The organism is Chryseotalea sanaruensis, from assembly GCF_003990915.1.
GTDB classification, from domain to species: Bacteria; Bacteroidota; Bacteroidia; order Cytophagales; family Cyclobacteriaceae; genus Chryseotalea; species Chryseotalea sanaruensis.
Window position 1 is genome coordinate 126,066 of record NZ_BHXQ01000002.1, and the last position, 22,504, is coordinate 148,569.

A 22,504-nucleotide genomic window follows, 5' to 3' on the forward strand; every position below is an offset into this window, starting at 1 on the left:
TTCAGATTACTTTACTTTAAGTAATAATCTGTTTTTGCTTTTTGATTCAATTGCTGGTCTGTTCATGAGCATGCCCCTAAACTTGCCTGTTGCAAACATTAAAGCCTGATCATCGTAGTGGGGGCTCATCACATTACCCGACTGACCGGTTGGCAATATTGTCTCACCATTTTCTATTGCAGAGAAGTCTGTGATTTTGCGCAAAGCCGGACCGACACTTACCGGAAAATAGCCTGTGGTGTCTAAGGAGAAGGTTAAGTTATTGATTACTTCTTGTCCTCCTTCTACTTCAAAAGGCCCTACGTTGAAAAATTTATCTAAAGGCTTAACTGTACCCAAGGGATGGTTATGTGTGAGTGTATGAATCTTACCCCAGGGCATGGCAAAATCTTCTGTTGCTCCTGCTTGGGTTAAAGCGGAAAGTGTTTTAATGGCAGCTTGCTCAAAAATATTGGCGCGTGTTTCTATAACCTCTTTTGTCAATACATTATCCCACCACGGTGAGTTTTCATTGCTGATTAAGCTCAAGTATGAGTTTTTAGGAACGGATGTTTCCATAAGTGTTTTAAAAGCTGTTTCTCCCAATTCATCCTTCATAGAGAGAAAGATGACTTGCGAAAGTAAATTGTAATAAACAGATGGAGAGCTGTTATAGCTTTCGTGGTTACCATTCCAAGTTTCCAACTGCAAAAATAAAACATCAAATTCCGGTTTATCTAGTCCTCTTAGAATAGTAGCCATTGTTTTTGCAACTTCCCCCTGTGGTTTACCCACTACGTCCAGATTTACTTTCTTCATGTCTTCTGTCGTCCACTTCTTGTTCTCTGCCAACAATTCATTCACTCTACCCGCTCGTGATTTGGGGTAGTAATATCCAGGATACAAAACGCCATCTACTGAATCGGGTTGATTGTTGCAAGAATACACATAACCCCATGGCGGGTTAATTGATTGAGGATTTTTTTCGAAGGGATAAAAACCTAAGTACTCATCGTTGCCGCTGGCACCATCTAAAAACAATTTAGAATTTACATGTGCTGGTCGTATTGGTAATTTTGCTACGGCCCACCAGGCAATATTTCCATCAACATCACCATACATAACGTTTAAACCTGGAGCAGAAAAAAGAGAAACTGCTTTTTGTGTCTCCGCAAAATTTGCGGCATGATTTAAACGGTATGCTGCTTCTATAGCCTCATTTGGTTGTTGCGTTAACATCCACCACATAGCTATTGGTTTTTCTTCAGCTGGAATATTATCGATACCCCCATTTACAATTGGTCCGTGGCGTGAGGATTTAATTTCTAATACTATGTCCTCCTCGCCTTTTACTTTAATTATCTCATTTCTTATTGATAAATTTTCCCATTGATCTTTAAACTTAACCTGATTAGCATTTTCAGGATTTAGTTCTTCAACAAAAAAATCCATGTCATCATTCTCAAACATGGTAAGTCCCCAACCGATTTTGTCATTATTACCTAATAAGCCAAAAGGGATACCTGCCAAATGGTGACCATAAAAACGAAACCCAGGATACTCTATATGTGCTTCATACCAAACAGCAGGTTGACCAAAACCAATATGGGTATCGTTGGCCAATATTGGGGATGACGAAGCTGTGCGCGAGCCCGATATTACCCAACCATTGCTGCCTTGAAAACGTGGAACTGGTAAATACTCCAAAGCTTGCTGGACGGCACTTATTAAAGAGTCCATTCCTGCCGGTTTTATTTCTCCATTAAAGTTTTTTATCAACTCAGCATTGGCGGGTGTTTGAACAGCAAGGTCTTGCAAATAGGCTGCGCCTAATTCATTTTTAATTTTCTCCAATACAGGATCCACCTGCAAAGCTTCGGCAAACCCAAACGACATAAAACCGATAGCCAGGTAAATATCTTCAGGCTTAAACTCAGTTTTTGGAATGCCCATGATTAAAAATTCGATGGGGGTATCGCCAGTTTTTATAAATTCATTGATGCCCTTTTGGTAGGCAACTGTTCCTTTCTGATAAGCACTGGTATCGCTGCTTAGAAATTGTTGAGCGCTTTCACTGGCAAACTTGTTAATGCCTAATGTCCGGAATAGTTTGTCAACTTTAATCAGGTCGGGCCCCAACACCTCTGATAACCTCCCTCCTGCTGCTCTTCGCAACATCTCCATTTGAAAAAGTCTATCTTGCGCATGCACATAGCCTAAAGCATAATAGGCATCGTGTTCATTGTTGGCATAAATATGCGGCACGCCATAATCATCATACAATACTTCCACATTTTCATGTAAACCGTTTAACGTAAGCTCACCGTTTAGTGTAGGCTTTGACACTTGTAAAAAGGTAAATACGCCAGCGAAGATCAGGATCAATACGATAAGAAGGCCGAAAAAAAAGCGTTTTAGGATTTTCATGCAATAATTCGATTTTTCAAATAGGATTATAGGTAGATGTCAATTTCTGTAAAAACGAAAGATAAGTAAATTAAGGATTCAATAGAGGGTGGGTTGTAATTGGTATTAAAGACAGTCCGGCACAATGTAAAATTTGGATACCAATGGTTTGTAAAACACAGATGATAAAACTAAGTTCTGATTAAGTGAGTTTCGGTGATCTGCGAATTTAATTTCATCAACAATCGTATTTAAACCAGCCATTGATAATTTCAAGCGGAGCAGTACCTTTAAACCATATTTTGTGTAAAGCACTACTCGCCAAACATTTCCTAAAGTCATGATAGCTCCCGTACCTGAATATGTTAACTATTTGTTCATATTTACAACTATGCTAACGCTTTGGTTTTTTTACAAAGCGAGTCAGTCGAAGCTGGCTGTATTTATTTTACTTGGCTGGATTGCGCTGCAAGGTATCATAAGCGATAGTGGTTTTTATATAATTACGAATACTGTACCACCCCACTTTGTTTTCTTAGTATTACCACCATTGGTACTGATTGCCTACGTCCTGCTAAGTAAGCCAGGTCAGCATTTCATCGATTCTTTAGATACACGTTGGCTTACATACCTGCATGTAATCAGAATACCAGTAGAAGTGACATTGTATTTTCTTTTTGTTAATAAGCTGTTACCTGAGCTAATGACTTTTGAAGGAAATAATTTTGATATACTCTCTGGCATCACCGCACCAATTATTGCTTACTTCGGATATTCAGCTAAGAAGTTGTCGAAGGGAGTTTTACTTGGCTGGAATTTTTTATGTTTGGCGTTACTCTTTAATATCGTTACAACTGCCGTGTTGAGCGCACCTTTTCCTTTTCAACAGTTTGCCTTCGAACAGCCAAATGTGGGGGTGTTATACTTTCCTTTTAGCTGGCTACCCGGTTTTGTGGTGCCCATGGTTTTGTTTTCTCATGTAGTCAGCATTCGGCAGTTGCTAAAAGTCAAACTTTAATAACCCTGTTTGTTCAACTTTGTGTAATGAGCATCATTTGCTTTGTCCATTTTTTAAAAACCACCGTTGTAAAACGTGGCGTTACTGATTCATTTGTACCTCATGCACTTAGGTTCTACTCTCTCTACTCCAACTTCCATCTTCTAACTTCTATTCTCTACTCAGACGCTAGGCTAATTTCATTTCTCATTAAAAAGCATTCTCTTTGAAGCATGGAACTCGCAGGTTATCTCGCTTCTATTTTTGTGGGTGTAGTTTTAGGTCTTTTGGGCGGGGGCGGATCCATTCTCTCTATCCCTATATTGGTTTATCTATTTAACATTGAGCCCGTTTTAGCTTCAGCCTACTCCTTGTTTATTGTTGGGATAACTTCCTTTGTTGGGGCAATACCAAAGTATCGTCAGCAGTTAGTGAATCTGCGTACTGGTATTCTATTCGGCATACCCTCTATTGCCAGCATATTTACTACACGCAAGTGGATTGTGCCCGCTATACCAGATATCATTTGGGACGCAGATGGTTTTGTGCTAACAAAGCGTGTACTGATACTGGGCATTTTTGCCATACTAATGGTGCTGGCTTCTGTATCCATGATAAGAGGAAAAAGAGAAATCAACTCAGATCAACAAAATTTCAGATCGTTGTTGGTTGTTATTGAAGGTTTACTCATTGGCTTTTTAACCGGCCTAGTAGGGGCAGGTGGTGGCTTTTTAATTATCCCTGCGCTGGTTTTTCTAACTGGTTTAAAATTTAAAACTGCCGTTGGCACTTCTTTATTTATTATCGCCATCAACTCACTCAGTGGTTTTATGGGCGATATATTTAGTTCAACTATCGATTGGACTTTTCTATTGTCAATAACTGCCCTAGCTGTTACAGGTATTTTTATTGGAAATATTTATGCTGACAAGATTTCAAGCACTGTATTACGTAAAGCCTTTGGCTGGCTTACGCTAGTTATGAGTGTTTGGATTTTAGTAAAAGAAACCTTGCTTTAAATTATGGGCGAAGTACATCTAAGTGGTGAAACAGCGTTGAAGCACCGGCTCGTATTGCTGTTTAAATTTTTGATAGCACCATTCCTTCAAAATTTCAATTTCATCATTCACCAATAGGTTTATGGCTTTGCGCAATTCCTTTTCAAAAAGGATGGCATCAAAGCTTACGCGAATCAATATGCTTTTTACATATTTTAGCATGCTGCTTGTTTTCTTTAAGAAAGCTGTCATACGTGTATTTTATTACTTAAATATTAAACTCTTGTTGTAAATTTCGCACTTACCATTGTCAGGTTGTGACACAAACTTGAGGGTGAAACGTAAAAACCCATGAACAGGGTGTGATATGAGACAACTTTTTTCGATTAGAATCCTCTTAGCTCTTTTAGTGGTGCTTTGCGCTCAAAATCTTGTTGCGCAACAGGTTCAGATTACGTTAGGCCCTGATGAAATTGGCGAAAATCAGACATGGACGGTAACGGTCACTGTTCAAAACGACCGCTTAAAGAGCTATGACAATTTTCCAGACATTCCCGGATTACAAAAAAGGGGCACTTCATCGCAATCCAGTACCAATATCGTGAATGGTCAGGTGTCTTCTTCGCAAAGTATTATTATGACATACCTGCCTCAAAAGCAGGGCACCATAACGGTACCATCTTTTACCATGACCATTAATGGAACAAAAATTAATGTGCCTGGAAAGAAAGTAAAAATTGGTGCTCCGGTGCAACGACAGCAAGCCACAGATCCATTCAGTCGTTTTTTTAACAGAGATCCCAAAGAGGATTTTTTTGGCAGAGGAGAAACTGAGTTTGTTGATATTAAAGACGATGCATTTTTTGCCTTAACCACAAATAAAGATAATGTGTATGTAGGCGAAGGTTTTACTGCAACATTGGCTTTTTACGTAAGCGATGGTAATCGTGCGCCTTTACAATTTTATGAGTTAGGCAAACAGCTTGGAGAAATACTTAAAAAAGTAAAACCAGCTACCTGTTGGGAGGAAAACTTTAATATCGAAAATATTGAAGGTGAAGGCATTCAAATAAATGGCAAAGACTACACTCAATATAAATTATATCAAGCGGTATTTTATCCACTGAATGCTGAGCGCATTGTTTTCCCAAGCGTTGGGTTAGAAATGATTAAATACAAAGTGGCAAAAAACCCATCGTTCTTCGGACAAAACAGACAAGAAGATTTTAAAACATTTTACTCTAAAGAAAAAGTGGTAAGGGTTAAAGAATTGCCACCCCACCCTATGCGTGATGGTGTGGCAGTAGGCGACTATCGACTAGATGAAAAAACGACCACGAATAATATAGAGACAGGTCAAAGTTTTTCTTACCAGTTTAATGTTTACGGAGAAGGTAACATATCGTCAATAGAAAAACCTAAACTAGGCAAGCCTGATGCTTTCGAATTTTACGAACCAAATGTAAGGCAAGACATCACCCGCGATAAAGGAAGAGTAGCGGGTACTAAATCTTTTAGCTACTTTATGATACCACGCGAGCCCGGTCAATATAACTTAGGAGATTATTTTCAGTGGATATTTTTTAATCCAAAAACAGCTAAGTACGATACATTAAGTAGTAGTATAAAACTTGCCGTTACGGGCGAAAGTCTTAAAGACGAAGCTATTAGTTCAAACGATTTGGGTAGTTTTTATGATAAGATTGGTACGGTGGACAATTCATTAAATAAAATGGGTAAACCGAATTGGCTTGCTGTATTTGTTTACGGATTTGTTGCTTTTTCTTTAGCACTATCTGCCTATTTGTTTTTTAAAAAGTAACTATTCATAAAATTTGAAATTTCAAATTCATAACTCCACCCATCTAAATTTTGATTACTGATTAAACCATGAACACATACGGCACACTTTTTCGCATCACTACTTTTGGTGAATCTCACGGACCCTCTATTGGTGTAGTGGTAGATGGTTGCCCGGCAGGCCTACCTGTTGATGAAGTATTTATTCAGCAAGAATTAGCACGCAGAAAGCCAGGACAATCAAAAATTACCACACAGCGCAAGGAAGATGATGCTTTCAAAATTTTGTCGGGTGTTTTTGAAGGGAAAACAACTGGAATGCCCATTGCACTTGTCATTGAAAATCAGGATCAACGCAGTAAAGATTATAGCCATGTTGAGAATGTATTTCGTCCTTCTCATGCGGATTACACTTACGAGGCTAAGTATGGTCATCGCGATCATAGAGGTGGCGGAAGAAGCTCGGCTCGCGAAACAGCTGCACGTGTAGCTGCGGGTGCCATTGCTAAATTATTTTTACGATCATACGGTGTTACCATACAAGCTTTTGTTTCGCAGGTTGGCGATATTAAAGCAGCGCACTACACAACATTAGATTTATCTAAAACAGAAGACAACATTGTACGCTGTCCAGATGCAACAGTGGCCGATAAGATGATTGAATTAATCGATGCAGTTCGTTTAGATCGTGATACCATTGGTGGACTTGTTACTTGTGTTATTAAAAATACACCAGTGGGTTTGGGCGAACCTGTATTTGATAAATTACACGCAGAATTGGGCAAAGCTATGCTAAGCATCAACGCAGTGAAAGGTTTTGAGTATGGAAGCGGATTTGAGGGAATTACCCTACGCGGCTCAGAACACAATGATCTGTTTTATACTGAAGAAGGACAAGTAAGAACTAAAACTAACTTTTCAGGGGGTGTGCAAGGTGGTATTAGCAATGGAGAAGATATTTATTTTAATGTTGCTTTTAAACCTGTTGCTACTATTATGCAAGATCAAGAAACTGTAGATAAGGATAATAATCCTGCAGTAGTATCTGGCAAAGGCAGACACGATCCGTGTGTAGTACCCAGGGCTGTACCTATTGTTGAAGCTATGGCAGCATTGGTAATTGCCGATTTTGTGTTGAGAACTCGAACATCAAAACTTTAAACAGAAACAGTATGGCGAAGGAACTTAAAACTAAAAAAACCGATGCCAACGTTAGAAAGTTTATTGACACTGTTGAAGATGAACAGAAGCGAGACGATGCCTATACGGTATTAAAGCTAATGCAAAAAATTACAAAGGAAGAACCAAAAATGTGGGGTTCAGCCATTGTAGGTTTTGGAACATACAGTTATAAATATGCCAGTGGGCAACAGGGCGATTGGCCGCTTGTGGGATTCTCGCCCCGCAAGCAAAATCTTACGCTCTACATCATGCCTGGTTTTGAAAAATATGATGATCTTATGGAAAAGCTGGGGAAGTATAAAACAGGTAAATCATGCTTGTATATAAAATCGTTACAAGATATTGACATGAAGATATTGCAGTCCATTATTACACAATCAGTGGACTACATGAAAGAGAAATACGGTAAATAGGATCTGTTGAATAAGTTGCTTTAGCTACTTCTTTCTCTATTACCGAAAGTATTGTGTATCTTGTGTAGTTAGATTATTGCTCCCTTCTATTAAGTTACGTTCACTAACAGACTATTTGCCTCAATTCCTCTCTAAAGGCAAGTAAAATCGACTTTAGCATAACGTTTCGCAGTTTAAGAATCTGTGATTTATGTAACATTCTGAATTCAGTGTATAACGCATTGGCCTTTTAATGTTACCAGTTTTGTCCGTTTCATTAGAAAAAATTTGCTTGAAGATATTTATTAAATACATGGTGAGCAATCGCTGTAAAATGGCGGTAAAGGAAGAGTTGAAGAAACTCGGGCTTCACTTTATTGTAGTTGATTTAGGAGAAGTAGAGATCATGGAAAACATGACCCTTGCCCAGCAAGAACAACTGCAACGTGCCTTGCTAGTCTCTGGCCTCGAATTAATGGATGACAAACGTGCTGTATTAATTGAGCGCGTAAAAACAGTAATTATGGAGATGATTCATCACTCAGATGAATTACCTAAAATGAATTACTCGGATTTCATCAGTGAAAAACTTGACTACGATTACACCTACCTATCAAATCTGTTTTCAGAGGTAAAGGGTATTACAATACAACAATTCATTATTATTCATAAAATTGAAAGAGTTAAAGAACTGTTGTTGTATGATGAGTTAAGTCTTACCGAAATTTCTTACAAACTTCATTATAGCAGTGTGGCACACTTGTCAAATCAATTTAAAAAGGTAACAGGTTTGTCACCCTCAAGATTTAAACAACTTAAATATAGAGGCCGAAGTCCTATTGAGGACATTGGAAATCTAAATGAACGTAGTGAAGCCTAATACAATTACAAACTTTAAATCGATTAAATGCAAATAGAACAAGAGTCAAGATATGCGAGAAGTCTGATAGAAGCTAGCCTTGATCCATTGGTAACAATTAACACTGAAGGTAAAATTACGGACATGAATAATGCTACCGCAAATATTACCGGCTTAACTCGTGAGGATTTAACTGGTACTGACTTCTTTGATTATTTTACTGAACCACAAAAGGCACGAGAGGTATATCAGGAGGTTTTTGCAAAAGGTTCTGTCGCGGATTCTCCACTCACCTTACGACATGTTGCTGGTAAGTTAACGGATGTATTATTTAATGGATCGGTCTATAAAAACGAGTCGGGTGATATACTTGGTGTTGTAATTGTGGCACGTGATGTAACTGAGCAAAAGCGAATTGAAAAAGAAATAATTGAGGCAAGAGTATTGGCGGAGCAAGCCACGGGAATTGCTGAAGAGGCAAAAAACAAAGCTGAGAAGGCTACACGCATTGCTGAAGATGCTGTAAAAGCAAAACAGCAGTTTCTCTCAAATATGAGCCATGAGATTCGCACTCCCATGAATGCCATTATTGGATTTACTAAAGTATTGTTGAAGACAGATCTATCTTCAAAACAACATGAATATTTAACAGCCATTAAACTGAGTGGTGATGCGTTAATAGTATTAATCAACGACATTCTGGATTTAGCCAAGGTAGATGCAGGAAAAATGACATTTGAAAAAACGCCATTTAAAATGGCTATGTCTATTGCCGCAATGATTCATTTGTTTGAAGCAAAGATTTATGAGAAGAATTTAGGATTGGTTAGAGAATACGATACAAGAATTCCATCTGTGTTGGTTGGAGATCCTGTTCGCCTACATCAGATTATTTTGAATCTCATTAGCAATGCAGTAAAGTTTACAACACAGGGAAAAATTACCGTTAGCGTAAAGCTGCTTAGTGAAGATAATGAAAAAGTAAACATTGAGTTTGCAGTAGCTGACACCGGCATAGGGATACCTGCCCAAAAATTGAGTAGAATATTTGAAAACTTCCAACAGGCCACAAGTGGAACTTCTAGATTATATGGAGGTACCGGTCTGGGGTTAGCTATTGTAAAGCAACTAGTGGAACCTCAGGGTGGTGTTATTCAAGTGACAAGTAAAGTGGATGTTGGTTCTACTTTTAGTTTCACACTTAGTTTTCAAAAAACTAATAAGGAAGCTGAAACAGACTTTGGCTTTGCGGAAATTGATGGTGCTGTTAAAAACATCAGGGTACTGGTTGTGGAAGACATAGCCTTGAATCAACTTTTGATGAAGACTTTGCTTGACGATTTCGGTTTCGAACGCGACATTGCCACCAACGGCAGAATTGCCATTGAGAAACTTGAAAAGGATTCTTACGATATCATTTTGATGGACTTACAAATGCCGGAAATGAACGGCTTTGAAGCTACTGAGCATATTCGAACCATCATGAAATCTACTATACCCATTATTGCATTAACAGCCGATGTAACAACCGTTGACTTGGCAAAGTGCAAAGCAGTGGGTATGAACGATTACATTGCCAAGCCAGTAGATGAACGAGTATTGTACAGCAAAATAGTTTCGCTGGTAAAGAAAGTTTCTACAAAAATAGTCGAGCCTGAAATTATCAGTGAGCAAATAAGTGACAGAGAGCCATGCATAGATTTGGCCTATCTTAATCAGCGCACTAAATCAAATCCGGAATTGATGAAGGAAATGATTTCACTCTACTTAATGCAAACACCTCCATTGGTAAATGCAATGAAACAAAGTTTTCTGGATAAAGATTGGGAAGGCTTATATAATGCTGTTCATAAAATGATACCATCTTTTTCTATAATGGGGATTAGTGTTGATTTTGAAAACATGGCAAAAAAATTACAAGATTATGCAAGCTCACAGCAAAAGTCTGCAGATGTTCCTGAATTAGTTAAGGAACTGGAATACATTTGCTTGCAAGCATGTAACGAGTTAGAAGAAGAGGTTAATCGAATAAAATTTGTTACAACATGAAAGCTGAAAAGATAAAAATTTTTCTGGTAGACGATGATGCATTATTCTTGAAATCACTCGAGATCGAGTTTACACACCATACAGATTTTATTGTTGAGACATTTGCAACTGGCGAACTCTGTCTTCTGCACCTGGAAGAACATCCGGATGTAATCATATTAGATTATCATTTGAATGGTGTTGATAAAAACGCCATGAATGGTATAGAAACTCTAGATAAGATTAAGGATTTCGATTCCAAAATTCTGGTGGTCATGCTCTCCGCTCAAGATAAAATTGAAGTAGCCATCAGTTGTATGCACCACCATGCCTTTGATTATGTGGTAAAAAGCGAAACCGCCTTTATGCGATTACAGAAAAACATTACAGCTTTCTTTCATTACGAAAAAATTGAAAAGGAATTAAGCTGGTATATGTCTAGAATGTAAAATTTAAATTATGATCTTCAATGGATTATTTGGAATTCCTGCACTCAGGAATGAAATTAAACTAAACTCAATTACTTGCTATGGCCTTTTCAGGCCAATTTCTGCTACACTTAATCTTAATGTGTGATAAGTGTAACTCTTCAATTCTGAAGTGTAACACCGTCCCTTTTTAAATCCCCACCTTTGATCCTCAGTTAAAAATCTGCTTCTACAACTCATAGCCTGGTGAGTGTCAATATAAGCCAGCCTTAAAAGTTTGATTAAAACTGAGGACAATAAAACAGTCGCGCATTGTCTTTTGCAATAAAAATTTTGCGATTTAAACAAACTACAAATGAGAATAATAAAAAATGTTTTTGCGGCTGTGGCCGTGCTTATGATGGCCTTTTTATCAGGTTGTGATAATGAAAAGGATCCTGGAGTGCGCCCTACAGTTGAATCAACAAACCCTGTGGATGGTGCAAGCAATGTTGCAGTAAACAGTGCCATCACTGCAACTTTTAGTGTTGCTATGGATCCTTCTACAATAAACACTACAAACTTTACCGTAACCCAAGGTAGTACGGCAGTAGTGGGTATTGTTAGTTACTCTGGTACAACAGCTACTTTTACACCAACCAATTTGTTGGCAGAATCAACACTTTTTACAGCTACAATTACAACTGGCGTAAAGAATACAAACGGTGATGCGCTTTTAATCGCTGAAGCATTCAGTTTTACCTCGGGTCTTATTCCTGATACGACTGTACCTGTGATCAGTGCAACAAATCCATTGAGTACTGCTACCAATGTGGGTCGTAACAATACAGTTTCAATCACTTTTAGTGAAGCGATGGATCCTGCAACTATCAACACATCAACCTTTACACTTAAAAAAGGCAGTACTGCTGTTGCAGGTGAGGTGATTTACTCTGGAATGGTAGCTTCTTTTAATCCAACAAACACATTAGATGCATCTGCAAATTATACTGCATCAATTACAACGGGAGCAAAAGATCTAGCTGGTAATGCGTTGGCCTCTCTTACAACATGGGCATTTACTACTGGTGGAAGTACTTCTACCTTAGCGGTAGTTGATTTGGGTGCCGCAGGAAACTATTTGTTACTGGCTAAAACCGCTATCAACAATGTATCTACATCGGCACTTACAGGTGATTTGGGTCTGAGCCCTGCTGCAACTTCGTATATCACTGGTCTGTCTTTAATAAATGCAACAGGTTTCGCAACCTCAGCGCAAGTAACAGGAAACATTTATGCAGCAGATATGGCTGATCCTACTCCAATTAATCTTACAACAGCCGTTAATAATATGACTACTGCTTATAATGATGCTGCAGGTCGTCTTTCACCAGATTTTCTTGAATTAGGTACAGGAAACATTGGTGGCAGAACCTTGACACCTGGCTTGTACAAGTGGACTACCTCAGTAACAATTCCTGCCAGCATTACCATATCAGGTGGCGCAGATGATGTTTGGATTTTTCAAATCTCTGGAGACTTATTGATGAGTAACGCAGTAAATATGACCCTATCAGGCGGTGCGCAAGCAAAAAACATTTTTTGGCAAGTAGCAGGTCAGGCCACCTTTGGCACAACCTCACATGCTGAGGGTATTATTCTGTCAATGACCGGTATCACTTTACAAACCGGAGCATCTATGAATGGTAGAGCCTTGGCTCAAACAGCCATCGTTTTAGATAGTAATGCGGTAACACAACCACAATAAGCAATTCTATTAAATAACAAAAGGAAGCTGCCTATTGGCGGCTTCTTTCACGAAAACAAAAACTGAAATATGAAAAAACTTAAATTATTTACCATTCTTTCTTTCTTGTCTTTAGCATTCGTTATCGGATGTAATGATGATGACGCAACACCCGGTGGAAACACACAGGTAATTCCAGTACAAACTACTGCTCAGGCAACAGTTGCATCTACAACTACGACAAGCTTAATTGACATGGCTATTCTTGCTGGGTCATCAATAACCAACACGGGTGCTACAACTATAACAGGCGATTTAGGTTTAAGCCCAGGTACTTCAATTGGTGGTTTCCCACCGGGAATTTTGAATGGCACGCAACATATCAACACTGCAACAGCAACTCAGGCAAAACTTGATTTAACTGCTGCTTACAATGATGCTGCTGGTCGTACCAGCACAGATATTGTTACCCTATCGGGAAATATTGGTGGGCTAACACTTACGCCAGGTCTATACAAGTCTACATCCTCATTAGCTATATCATCTGGAGATTTAACCTTTGATGCAAAGGGTAACGCTGATGCAGTTTTTATTATTCAAATTGCTTCTACACTTACTACTACATCAGGTCGTAAGGTAATATTGAGTGGTAGTGCAAAAGCTTCCAATATTTTTTGGCAAGTTGGTACTTCGGCAACTTTAGGAACTACTTCGGTTTTTAAAGGAACCATTATGGCCATGCAGTCGATCACTTTTAATACAGGTGCAACATTAAATGGTAAGGCACTTGCAAGAACAGGTGGTATTACTTTGGCCGGTAATACAATTGTGAAGTTTTAGAACCTTCGATAACTTACTGAAAAAGGTTGCTCAGAAAACTGAGCAACCTTTTTTTGTCTTTTAGTATTTGAATTTCAAATGCTTACTTACAGCATGCTCAGGCAAGGCATTATGCTATCTTTGGTCTGGAAGTGTCTGTGTGGATAGCATACAGCCTTGAATGAGTATGCGAGGCCCAGTGGCCTGAGAGCGAAACTCCATGGTTCCAGCTAACTTAAATGATTTTAATTATTCACGGGCTCTTTGTAGGTGCTGTATAACCAGAATATATATCGTTCTTAATTTATGATTAGCCTATTTGAAGCAATCAAAAAAATGTTCACTATATTTAGTAAGCCTCCGCAATGTCTAAATAAAAGCCTTGTTGTTGCTGCTTACCAAAACCCTGATCAACACGAATATTTAGTTGATCTTTTTTATTAATCATAAAGCGTAAACCAATACCTGCATTGGGTTTAAAACTATTATCTCCTACCCTATACCAACTCTTGGGTGTAAGCGCACCACCAATCCAAACATCAATACCAATAAATCTCCAGAGTCCTGCACGATACTCTGCCTGAAGAGCATACAAATTATTATACCGATAATAGCCAGTGTAATATCCGCGCATTACATTACCACCACCTATATCAGCCATATCTTTAAAAGGAACATCGCCTGAATTAATATTGATAAAAGCCTGCAGCGCTAACACATCTCGATCGCTGATTATTTTTAGAGGAATGTATTTACGTGCATCAATTCTTAGATTAAAAAACCCATAGTATCGATCTGACCATTTAGGATAAGGCATTAATACTACTTCAGCAAAAATTCCCCGTTGCGGGTAAGTCTGACTGTCACGACTCTCGTAGGTAAGCGCAGGCGCAAAGCCAATTAAATTGTATCCTTGATATCCGCGTGGCTGATCAATTTGAAATTGCCCACCTGTAGGTGAGTCGATATCATAAATTTTATTATGACGCACTGCAAATCCCGCATATAAATTTTTATTGAGCCGCCAGTAAAAACGCAAGTCAGTAGTGAGTTTATTATAAGCAATGGTGTCCTTTTTAAGGAGTGGTGTCTCTGTTTCTATGCCGTAGTAAAATTCAGGAAAATATGTAAAACTGAATTTGCCCTCGAAGATGAATTTATTTTGAGGTGAATAGTAACGAAGCTTGTTGCCCCAGTCATATTGATTATTGGCAGTGTATAAAATATAAGTTTGTGCATAGGAAGCAGTTGTGAGGGAATCGTTGGCAGCATTAAAACTGCCAGCAACCAGTGCCCCAAATCCAAAGCGCGTTTCTGGCGAATAGTAAATAACGGGCAGGGGGGTGATGCGTATCTTTTTTGGCTGCGCAGTGGTATCATGTTGAGCTTTAAGCGTAACGCTGATAAACAAAAAGCTACAGGTGTAAAGCAGGGTCGATCTGATCACAGATGGTTAGGTATAATAATTAAAGGTACATAGTTAGCACATCCCTAAGCTATCCTTTTAACCTTTTTTACAAGCCCAGTCTTGATTTTTCACTTATATTGCGAGCCTTAAACAAACGATTGCGAAATATTGTGGATTTTCGCCCACTTAGTTTTACGTTATGGAAGTGAATACGGCTCCTGCAAAAAAATCTCGTCTTACTTTATACATTATTATAGCCCTTGTGCTGGGAATCCTTGTGGGCTTCGGGCTTAACAAGAGTTACGTAGAAGAAGAGAATGAAAAAATCGCAAATTTTGATTCGTCTATTAAAGACTTTAAGGAGCTGATTAAAATAGAAAAAGACAGTGCTACGCTTGCAGGATATCATTCGACAGTAAACACGATGAACAATGAGCGTAATGCTACGTTGACTTCCCGCGATAAAAAGGTAGAACCTTTTGCATTATTAGCTGATATTTTTTTACGTCTCATTAAAATGATAGTAGCACCACTTGTATTCACCACCCTGGTAGTAGGTGTTGCTAAGTTGGGAGATATTAATTCGGTAGGGCGTATTGGTGGCAAAACGTTATTGTGGTTTCTGGCTGCCTCTTTTATGAGCTTGCTCTTGGGTATGTTGATGGTTAATATTTTTCAACCCGGTCTGGCTATGAATTTACCATTACCCACTGTTAATGAAACGGGCATACAGGCTGTGGGTCTTTCACTGAAAACATTTTTATATCATATTTTTCCTGCAAGCGTATTTGACGCGATGGCCAAGAATGAGATTCTGCAGATTGTCGTTTTCTCATTATTCTTTGGTATAGCCACAGCTGCCATTGGTGAGCAAGGTAAAATTGTGATCAAAGCCATGGACGCGATGGCGCACGTTATCTTGAAAGTGACCACCTACGTAATGAACTTTGCACCGGTAGCTGTATTTGGTGCTATGGCTGCCATTGTTGCCAAACAGGGTGTAGGAATTTTAAAGACCTACTCAATTTTTATTGGAGAGTTTTATTTCAGTCTTGGTCTCCTTTGGATTTTACTAATATTGGCCGGCTTCATAGTAGTCGGAAAGCGAATTATTACACTGATAAAAAGTGTAAGAGAACCTATCATTTTGGCATTCAGTACTTCCAGTAGTGAAGCAGCTTTCCCTAAGACTATGGAATTGTTGCAAAAGTTTGGCTGTAAGGATAAGATCGTAAGTTTTGTATTACCGCTAGGTTATTCATTTAACCTTGATGGTAGCATGATGTACATGACTTTCGCTTCATTGTTCATTGCACAATCTTACGGCATTGATTTACCCCTAGCCACACAATTTAGCATGTTGCTGGTGTTAATGATTACCAGTAAAGGTATTGCTGGTGTGCCGCGCGCTTCTTTGGTGGTGATTGCCGGAACACTTGTAACCTTTAATATTCCTGAAGCAGGTCTTGCTTTATTGTTGGGTATAGATCCATTACTTGATATGGGTCGCAGTGCAACCAATGTAGTGGGTAATAGCGTGGCTACAGCTGTAGTCAGTAAGTGGGAAAATGCCCTGGAAAAGCCTGTTGAAGAAGATTTGTAAACAGTTGTTCTATAGGAACTATTCCTGTGTAAATTTGTTCTTTCAATTCAACACAGAAGTCTATGTTAAAAGCAACGCCTAAAAACGTAAGTATATATCTGGAGTCAAATCCAAACCCTAATTCACTGAAATTTGTCGTAAACGACATGCTAGTGCCAGAAGGCATGAGCTTCGATTTTCCAGATAAGGCCAGTGCTGCCAAGGCTCCCCTTGCGCTCGAGCTTTTCGACTTCCCTGAAGTTGAGCGCGTTTTTTACATGAGTAATTTTATAACGGTATCGAAAAAAGACGGAGTTGAGTGGCTTGAAATTCAACATGCGATTCGTGACCACATCAAAAAATTCCTGGAGTCGGATAAGGCTATTATTGAAGTAAGTGATGCCGACTTTGCTCCTGAACAAGAGGAGACTGAAACCATCAAGAAAATAAAAACCATCTTGGATGAATACATCCGCCCTGCGGTTGAGCAAGATGGTGGAGCTATTACCTTTCACTCATTTATAAACGGCATTGTGAGTGTTAAGCTACAAGGCTCATGCAGCGGTTGCCCTTCATCTACCATTACATTGAAAGCAGGTATTGAAAACCTTTTTACCCGTATGATGCCCGATGAAGTAAAATCTGTCGAGGCTTTAGGCTAAGTGTAGTTATTTTAATTATTCAATAGATTCAAGGTAGAGATCCTCTACCTTTTTTCTTGCCCAAGGTGTTTTTCTAAAAAAAGTCAAACATGATTTAATACTGGGATCATACCGAAAACAATTTACGGGTATTCGATCACCTAACTCTTCCCATCCATATTTATCCACTAAAAATTCTAAAATAGCAGCTAGTGTTTTTCCGTGTAACGGATTGTTTTTCTGTTCACTCATTTATGCAATTTTTTTAATAGCTCTTGTATAATCCCCTTGTTCATCTTCAGGTAATTTAGCCAGCACACTAGCAATCTTTTTGAGTTGCTGTTGGTAAAGATTATAAAGTACAGTGCCGGTAGTAAGTGGCAGGTTTTGTGCAAGCATCCTCTCGCAAAAGTAAATGCGTATTTCCAATTCAGTTTGTGGCAAGCCTGAATATTTAATTTGCCGGTTCGCATAACGAAGTATCTTTCGCAACACCTTCTTAGCCAGGTAAAGATTTTTGTTGGCTACATCGGTAAACAGGTCATCAATTTCAGTCTTTATAGATTGAATATATCCAGCCTCATCCTGTGCTTCAAATAGCAAATAGTTGAGTAACTCCTTATTCTCCTTTTTGTAGCGGGCTAGTCTTAAGCACAGCAGCTGAATGTCTTTCGAACTTATATTAACCAGCTCCTTTCTGATATCATTTACAGATGCACTAACCATGATTTTTCTTATATTTTATTATAAAGGGGGCTTAAACCCAATGTCGTTTAGTTAAGACTTTTTTTGGCCTCACCTCCAGTCCTCTCCAAAGGAGAGGATGAATATGGAAGCTTAACTAACCGACATCAGTTTTAAACCGGGAGTTGATAAAGCGCTCAATTTAAAGAAAGGTTTTTTGTTTAAAGACCTTTTGTTAAATTGAAGTAACCAACCTGCCCCCCTCGTGAAGTATTTGTCTGTATTGCTATGCCTTTTTGTGGTGACTCATTTATTGGTTGCCCAGGACTTTAAAAGCGAAAAAACAATTAATGATTTATTAATAGCGCTACCCACCCTACTGAAAACAGATAGAGAAGCTTCTATTTTAAAGATTAATGACGCATTGCGACTTTCTGAGCGAAATGGACATTATAAATTCGGTCAACTTTGCTATTGGATGGGGGAATCATTGTTGAGTCATTCGCGCTATGATAGTGCAGGGCAATTCTATCAAAAATCAATTCCTTATCTGGAGAAGGAACAAGATGAAGCTATTTTAGGAAGAGCCTATATCGGAGCTGGCTATGTGCTAAACTTTCAAACTCGTTTCACAGAGGCGCTGGCATTTGATCTCAAAGCAGAGAAAATTTTCAGGAAACTGAATGATCAACGCATGTTGGCCCGTAGCCTGAAGCGAATTGGCGATGACGTCTATTATCATGATGATTCCCGTGCTCAAGAAGCATTGCCTTATTATCAGGAATCGATAGCGATAAGCCAAGCTGAGAAGGATACTTTAAACAGCATAAGGGCACTCAATGCCATTGTAAGTATTTATACCGAAACACAGGAGTATGCCCGTGCCGATTCAGCCATGGCAGATGCTATTCGTTTAGGCGAATTAATAAAGTGTTACCGCTGCTTGGCTATCAGTTATTCTCAATGGGGTATTAATGATCATAAGCAAGGAAAATTTGAGAGCGCCATTGCCAAATACAAGAAGGAGTTTGAAATGAACAAGCGCTTGGGAGCAGATTATGATCAGTTTTTTGTGTTCCAGAATATTGCCGAAGCATTAATTGGTCTGAAGCGTTACGATGAAGCATTAACTTACTCTGAGCAATCGTTGAAAATTGCTCAAAGCGATGTGTCCTGGAAACATCACTACGATGCCTACAAGGCTAGATATCAGGCTTTAAAAGGCAAAGGCGATGCGGCAGGAGCTCTGCTAGCCTACGAAAAGCAAATGCAATTTCGCGATTCACTGTTCTCTGAAGAAAAAGAGAAAATACTTGGCGGTCTACGGACTACTTATGACCTGGAAAGAAAGGAGCTGCAAATTGCCGACCTTGAAAAGCAAAACATCATTAACGAATTGGAAGCTACTACTGCACGACAGTGGCAAATAGGTCTCATAGTATTTCTAGTCTTATTAAGTGTTGTAGTGGCTGTTCTAAATAACCGATATCGACTAAAACAGCGAACTGCTAAAGTGCTGGATGAGAAAAACAGTGAACTCCAAAAGCTGAATGGTTTTAAAGATCGCATGTTTGCAGTAATATCACACGACTTGCGCAATCCTGTAAATGCTTTTAGTATGCTAATGGAAAGTCTGCACCAGAATGTACAACACGCAACAAAAGAAGAACTTCAGGAATTTTTACAAAGTACCTTGCAGTCAGCACGCGATTTGCAAAGCTTACTTAATAATTTGTTAGAGTGGGCCTTGGTGCAGATTGGCAGACTTCCCTATCAACCTCAGACAATTAAACTTTCAGAAGTGATTAGCGAAAGTAGCAGCCATGTTGAGTTAATGGCTGATCAAAAAAAGATTAAGATTACAAATGAAACAAATGGAGAAATTATTTTTGCGGATAAAGCTATGATTACTATTGTCGTGCGAAATATTCTTTCCAATGCTATTAAATTTTCTAACGTAAGCAGTTGTGTTAATATTAGTGTAAAGGAGTCTGCCAATACCATTAAAATGGCCATTCGCGATCAGGGTATGGGTATGATGCCCGAAGAACTAAACAAACTTTTTAAACAAGAAGAAAGCACACAAGATATTGGCAACTCATTAGAGAAAGGTGCAGGCATAGGCTTGTTGTTGTGCAAAGATTTAATGGATAAAAATAATGGAAGGATTAGTGTAGAGAGTGTGCAAGGAGAAGGGTCAGTTTTTTACCTTGAGTTGCCTAAGCCTTGATAAGCAAGAGTATTGATTGACTATTTATAAACATGAGTGCTGCCCTTAAAATTTTTTTAGTTGATGATCATAAACTAGTAAGAGATGGTGTGCGAGCCATGTTGCTGGGTAATATCGGTTTTAAAGTTGTGGGTGCAGCTGGTAATGCCGATGAATTCTTTAGTCAAATGGACGAGGCTAATCCGGATATTTGCGTGTTGGATGTGCAGCTGCCAGGCAAGAGCGGGATGGAAATAGCTGAAACCCTAAAAAGCAAACATCCTAAAATTAAAATCTTAATTCTCACTGCTTTAAAAGATGATGCCCCGGTTAAGCAGTGTCGTGATATAGGTGTAGATGGAATGATCTCTAAAGATTCTGGCAAGGATACCTATCTGGAAGCATTAGAAGCTTTAAAAGCTGGGCGCACTTTTTATGCAGGACAGTTTACAGAATTATTATTAAAAGCATCGCAAGGTAAAAGTGATGCGATGGCTTCTCTCTCTGATCGAGAATTAGATTTTGTAAGAGCCTTTGCTAAAGGTTTGTCGCATAAAGAGATTGCAGATCAGTTAAATATTTCACCACGAACTGTAGAAGTTCATAAGAAAAATGTAATGGATAAGTTGAAATTCGGTAATGATGTCGACTTGATCAAGTTTGCAATTAGAGAAGGACTCTCTACTCTTTAGTTGTTGGTGATTAGTTGTTCGTTGTTTGTGGGTTACCAATTTTCTATTCGAACAACGACCAACTAAGTACATCCCCTCATCACCTTTACGGTATTTCCCTACTACCGATGCGTAGTGTTTAAGGGCAGCTTTGCGTTACCTTATTCACTAAACCCTCGCATAATGAAATCATTAAAAAAACACCTGATTCCAGCAGGAATCTTTGCGTTGATTATTACAGGAATATGTATTTCGACTGTTTCTTTTGGACAGTTGGATAAATTGAAAAAGACAATTCCTAAGCAAGCAACACCAGCGCCAAAAGCCGAAACGAAATCGTCTGCACAGCCTAATCAGCAAACAGCAGCACCAACTGTCATGGCTGCTGGAAAAACAATTTATGTAAACCCTTCCGGGAATAACTCGAATGAAGGCACCGACAAAGCCGCCCCTATGAAAAACCTCGATAAAGCGCTGGCTAAAGCAGTAGCGGGCGATCGCATTAATATGAGCGAGGGCACCTACTTCGGAACATTTGGTGTTGGGTATTGGGAAATAAACGTGGCAGTTCAAATTTATGGTGGCTATTCATCAGATTTTTCAGCACGAGATCCATTTAAGTACTTAACTGTTTTACAGCCACCCGTTGATGCTTTTGACAAGAGCGCTAACCGGAATGTACTGGATATGAAGAAACCCTTAAGCGGTGTTGTTATTGATGGTTTGATCTTCGAAGGAGGATTAAAAGCGCCTTATAATAATGACCCCGATCCAAAAAAGTCAGGACGCTGCGAAGGTTGCGAATCTGGAATGATGCTGGTAGGGCCGGGTCAGAAAAACCCTGAAGGTGTAATGCTTGTATTACATGGTAATAATCATGTGGTGCGTAATTGTGTTTTTGTTAACTCCAGCTTTGGAGGTGTGCGTGCAAAAATTGGTCAGGCAGGTGCTGGCGATATTGAAATAGCCAATAACATTTTTGTTGGTAATCGCATGTTTGGTATTGAAGGTTTCGGTTTGAAAGGACAAAAGCCGGTGGAGGGCCAGATCAACATTCATCATAATACTATTTTATTTTCGTGGAGTAGATTGAAAGATTTAGGAGACTTTGGTTACGGTATTAATGTACAGAATGATGCAGCCTTTAAAATACATGATAACATCATAGGCCTCAATATTTCAGCGGGCATTTCATCACAACGTTTTAATAAGGATTTGTATATCGATAATAACCTGTTTATGGGTAATAAGAAAAAAGATTTTTGGTTTACACCAGCCAGCAGTGTAAACATTGTTATTGACGCAACAGAGTTTGGTGATGTAGAGATACCGAGTGCAAGGGGTAATGTTAACCAAGCCCTGAAACTACCACTGAACACGGCATATTTCAATGGTTTTATAAATGTACAGTATAGTGAGAAAACAGATTATGATCCTAATTCACAAGCTAATCAGTTGCGTGCGGCATTAGGTCAAAACAAACAAGGCACTATTCAATCTACGGTAAGTATGTTTGCCAACCGTTATCCATGGAAGGAGACGTTGAAATTAGTAGGCGTGGATGCCACACATGGAGTTCAAGCTTTTAAGGAATAGATAAACCGGCATCACAATTTTTTAGGTCTTTTCGCTTAAGTGGAGAGGCCTTTTTTTACGCCCTAATTTTCAAGGAATAGTTGGATGAAGGACTTGCTT

20 protein-coding genes are annotated in these 22,504 nt (G+C 38.9%); 15 read left to right on the forward strand and 5 right to left on the reverse strand.

The window, feature by feature from the left end; translation table 11 throughout:
• Nucleotides 1–6 precede the first annotated feature (6 nt).
• The gene (locus SanaruYs_RS05050; protein WP_127121449.1) at nucleotides 7–2,406 is read right to left on the reverse strand and encodes a penicillin acylase family protein; all 2,400 of its coding nucleotides are present in this window, start codon (nucleotides 2,404–2,406) and stop codon (nucleotides 7–9) included.
• Nucleotides 2,407–2,725: 319 nt separating this feature from the next.
• Here SanaruYs_RS05050 and SanaruYs_RS05055 point away from each other — a divergent pair, with 319 nt between their 5' ends.
• Nucleotides 2,726–3,403 (forward strand): DUF8737 domain-containing protein, encoded by a 678-nt coding sequence (locus SanaruYs_RS05055; protein WP_127121450.1) that lies wholly within the window; start codon nucleotides 2,726–2,728, stop codon nucleotides 3,401–3,403.
• A 212-nt stretch (nucleotides 3,404–3,615) separates the two neighbouring features.
• Entirely contained in the window at nucleotides 3,616–4,401 is a 786-nt protein-coding gene (locus SanaruYs_RS05060) for a sulfite exporter TauE/SafE family protein (protein ID WP_127121451.1), read from the forward strand.
• An 18-nt stretch (nucleotides 4,402–4,419) separates the two neighbouring features.
• On the opposite strand, the gene SanaruYs_RS05065 is transcribed toward SanaruYs_RS05060, so the two are convergent.
• Nucleotides 4,420–4,602 (reverse strand): hypothetical protein, encoded by a 183-nt coding sequence (locus SanaruYs_RS05065; protein ID WP_127121970.1) that lies wholly within the window; start codon nucleotides 4,600–4,602, stop codon nucleotides 4,420–4,422.
• 145 nt (nucleotides 4,603–4,747) lie between these two features.
• On the opposite strand from SanaruYs_RS05065, the gene SanaruYs_RS05070 reads away from it, so the two are divergent.
• The 8 genes from SanaruYs_RS05070 (at nucleotide 4,748) to SanaruYs_RS05105 (ending at nucleotide 13,635) form a co-directional block, all read left to right on the forward strand.
• Nucleotides 4,748–6,202, forward strand: coding sequence for a BatD family protein (locus SanaruYs_RS05070; RefSeq protein ID WP_127121452.1), 1,455 nt, complete (start codon nucleotides 4,748–4,750; stop codon nucleotides 6,200–6,202).
• 68 nt (nucleotides 6,203–6,270) lie between these two features.
• Entirely contained in the window at nucleotides 6,271–7,341 is a 1,071-nt protein-coding gene (gene aroC, locus SanaruYs_RS05075) for a chorismate synthase (protein ID WP_127121453.1), read from the forward strand.
• Between the two features lie 11 nt (nucleotides 7,342–7,352).
• Nucleotides 7,353–7,775: a DUF1801 domain-containing protein gene (locus SanaruYs_RS05080; protein ID WP_127121454.1), complete on the forward strand. Its 423-nt coding sequence runs from the start codon at nucleotides 7,353–7,355 to the stop codon at nucleotides 7,773–7,775.
• Between the two features lie 271 nt (nucleotides 7,776–8,046).
• On the forward strand, nucleotides 8,047–8,634 hold the full coding sequence (locus tag SanaruYs_RS05085) for a helix-turn-helix domain-containing protein (protein WP_218022376.1): 588 nt from the start codon (nucleotides 8,047–8,049) through the stop codon (nucleotides 8,632–8,634).
• Nucleotides 8,635–8,661: 27 nt separating this feature from the next.
• The gene (locus tag SanaruYs_RS05090) at nucleotides 8,662–10,662 is read left to right on the forward strand and encodes a PAS domain-containing hybrid sensor histidine kinase/response regulator (RefSeq protein WP_127121455.1); all 2,001 of its coding nucleotides are present in this window, start codon (nucleotides 8,662–8,664) and stop codon (nucleotides 10,660–10,662) included.
• Nucleotides 10,659–11,090: a response regulator gene (locus SanaruYs_RS05095; RefSeq protein ID WP_127121456.1), complete on the forward strand. Its 432-nt coding sequence runs from the start codon at nucleotides 10,659–10,661 to the stop codon at nucleotides 11,088–11,090. Before SanaruYs_RS05090 ends, SanaruYs_RS05095 begins: the two co-directional genes overlap by 4 nt.
• Before the next feature lie 334 nt (nucleotides 11,091–11,424).
• A complete protein-coding gene (locus SanaruYs_RS05100; protein ID WP_127121457.1) occupies nucleotides 11,425–12,816 on the forward strand; it encodes an ice-binding family protein in 1,392 nt (463 codons plus the stop codon).
• A gap of 69 nt (nucleotides 12,817–12,885) precedes the next feature.
• Nucleotides 12,886–13,635, forward strand: coding sequence for an ice-binding family protein (locus SanaruYs_RS05105; RefSeq protein ID WP_127121458.1), 750 nt, complete (start codon nucleotides 12,886–12,888; stop codon nucleotides 13,633–13,635).
• A 328-nt stretch (nucleotides 13,636–13,963) separates the two neighbouring features.
• Here the strand turns inward: SanaruYs_RS05105 and SanaruYs_RS05110 are convergent, their stop codons facing one another.
• Complete coding sequence (locus SanaruYs_RS05110) at nucleotides 13,964–15,061, reverse strand: BamA/TamA family outer membrane protein (RefSeq protein ID WP_127121459.1); 1,098 nt, start codon at nucleotides 15,059–15,061, stop codon at nucleotides 13,964–13,966.
• Nucleotides 15,062–15,221: 160 nt separating this feature from the next.
• Here SanaruYs_RS05110 and SanaruYs_RS05115 point away from each other — a divergent pair, with 160 nt between their 5' ends.
• Together SanaruYs_RS05115 and SanaruYs_RS05120 are read left to right on the forward strand one after the other, a co-directional pair.
• Nucleotides 15,222–16,625 (forward strand): dicarboxylate/amino acid:cation symporter, encoded by a 1,404-nt coding sequence (locus tag SanaruYs_RS05115; protein WP_127121460.1) that lies wholly within the window; start codon nucleotides 15,222–15,224, stop codon nucleotides 16,623–16,625.
• Between the two features lie 62 nt (nucleotides 16,626–16,687).
• Entirely contained in the window at nucleotides 16,688–17,266 is a 579-nt protein-coding gene (locus SanaruYs_RS05120) for a NifU family protein (protein WP_127121461.1), read from the forward strand.
• Nucleotides 17,267–17,281: 15 nt separating this feature from the next.
• Here the strand turns inward: SanaruYs_RS05120 and SanaruYs_RS05125 are convergent, their stop codons facing one another.
• The gene (locus SanaruYs_RS05125) at nucleotides 17,282–17,497 is read right to left on the reverse strand and encodes a VF530 family protein (RefSeq protein ID WP_127121462.1); all 216 of its coding nucleotides are present in this window, start codon (nucleotides 17,495–17,497) and stop codon (nucleotides 17,282–17,284) included.
• On the reverse strand, nucleotides 17,498–17,971 hold the full coding sequence (locus SanaruYs_RS05130; protein ID WP_127121463.1) for a hypothetical protein: 474 nt from the start codon (nucleotides 17,969–17,971) through the stop codon (nucleotides 17,498–17,500).
• A 223-nt stretch (nucleotides 17,972–18,194) separates the two neighbouring features.
• Between SanaruYs_RS05130 and SanaruYs_RS05135 the strand changes: the two genes are divergently transcribed.
• The 3 genes from SanaruYs_RS05135 to SanaruYs_RS05145 all read left to right on the forward strand — a co-directional run bounded on the left by SanaruYs_RS05135 (nucleotide 18,195) and on the right by SanaruYs_RS05145 (nucleotide 22,405).
• Nucleotides 18,195–20,159, forward strand: a complete 1,965-nt coding sequence (locus SanaruYs_RS05135; protein WP_127121464.1) for a tetratricopeptide repeat-containing sensor histidine kinase — start codon at nucleotides 18,195–18,197, stop codon at nucleotides 20,157–20,159.
• 32 nt (nucleotides 20,160–20,191) lie between these two features.
• Entirely contained in the window at nucleotides 20,192–20,830 is a 639-nt protein-coding gene (locus SanaruYs_RS05140; protein ID WP_127121465.1) for a response regulator, read from the forward strand.
• 162 nt (nucleotides 20,831–20,992) lie between these two features.
• Nucleotides 20,993–22,405, forward strand: a complete 1,413-nt coding sequence (locus SanaruYs_RS05145; protein ID WP_127121466.1) for a right-handed parallel beta-helix repeat-containing protein — start codon at nucleotides 20,993–20,995, stop codon at nucleotides 22,403–22,405.
• Nucleotides 22,406–22,504: the final 99 nt, after the last annotated feature.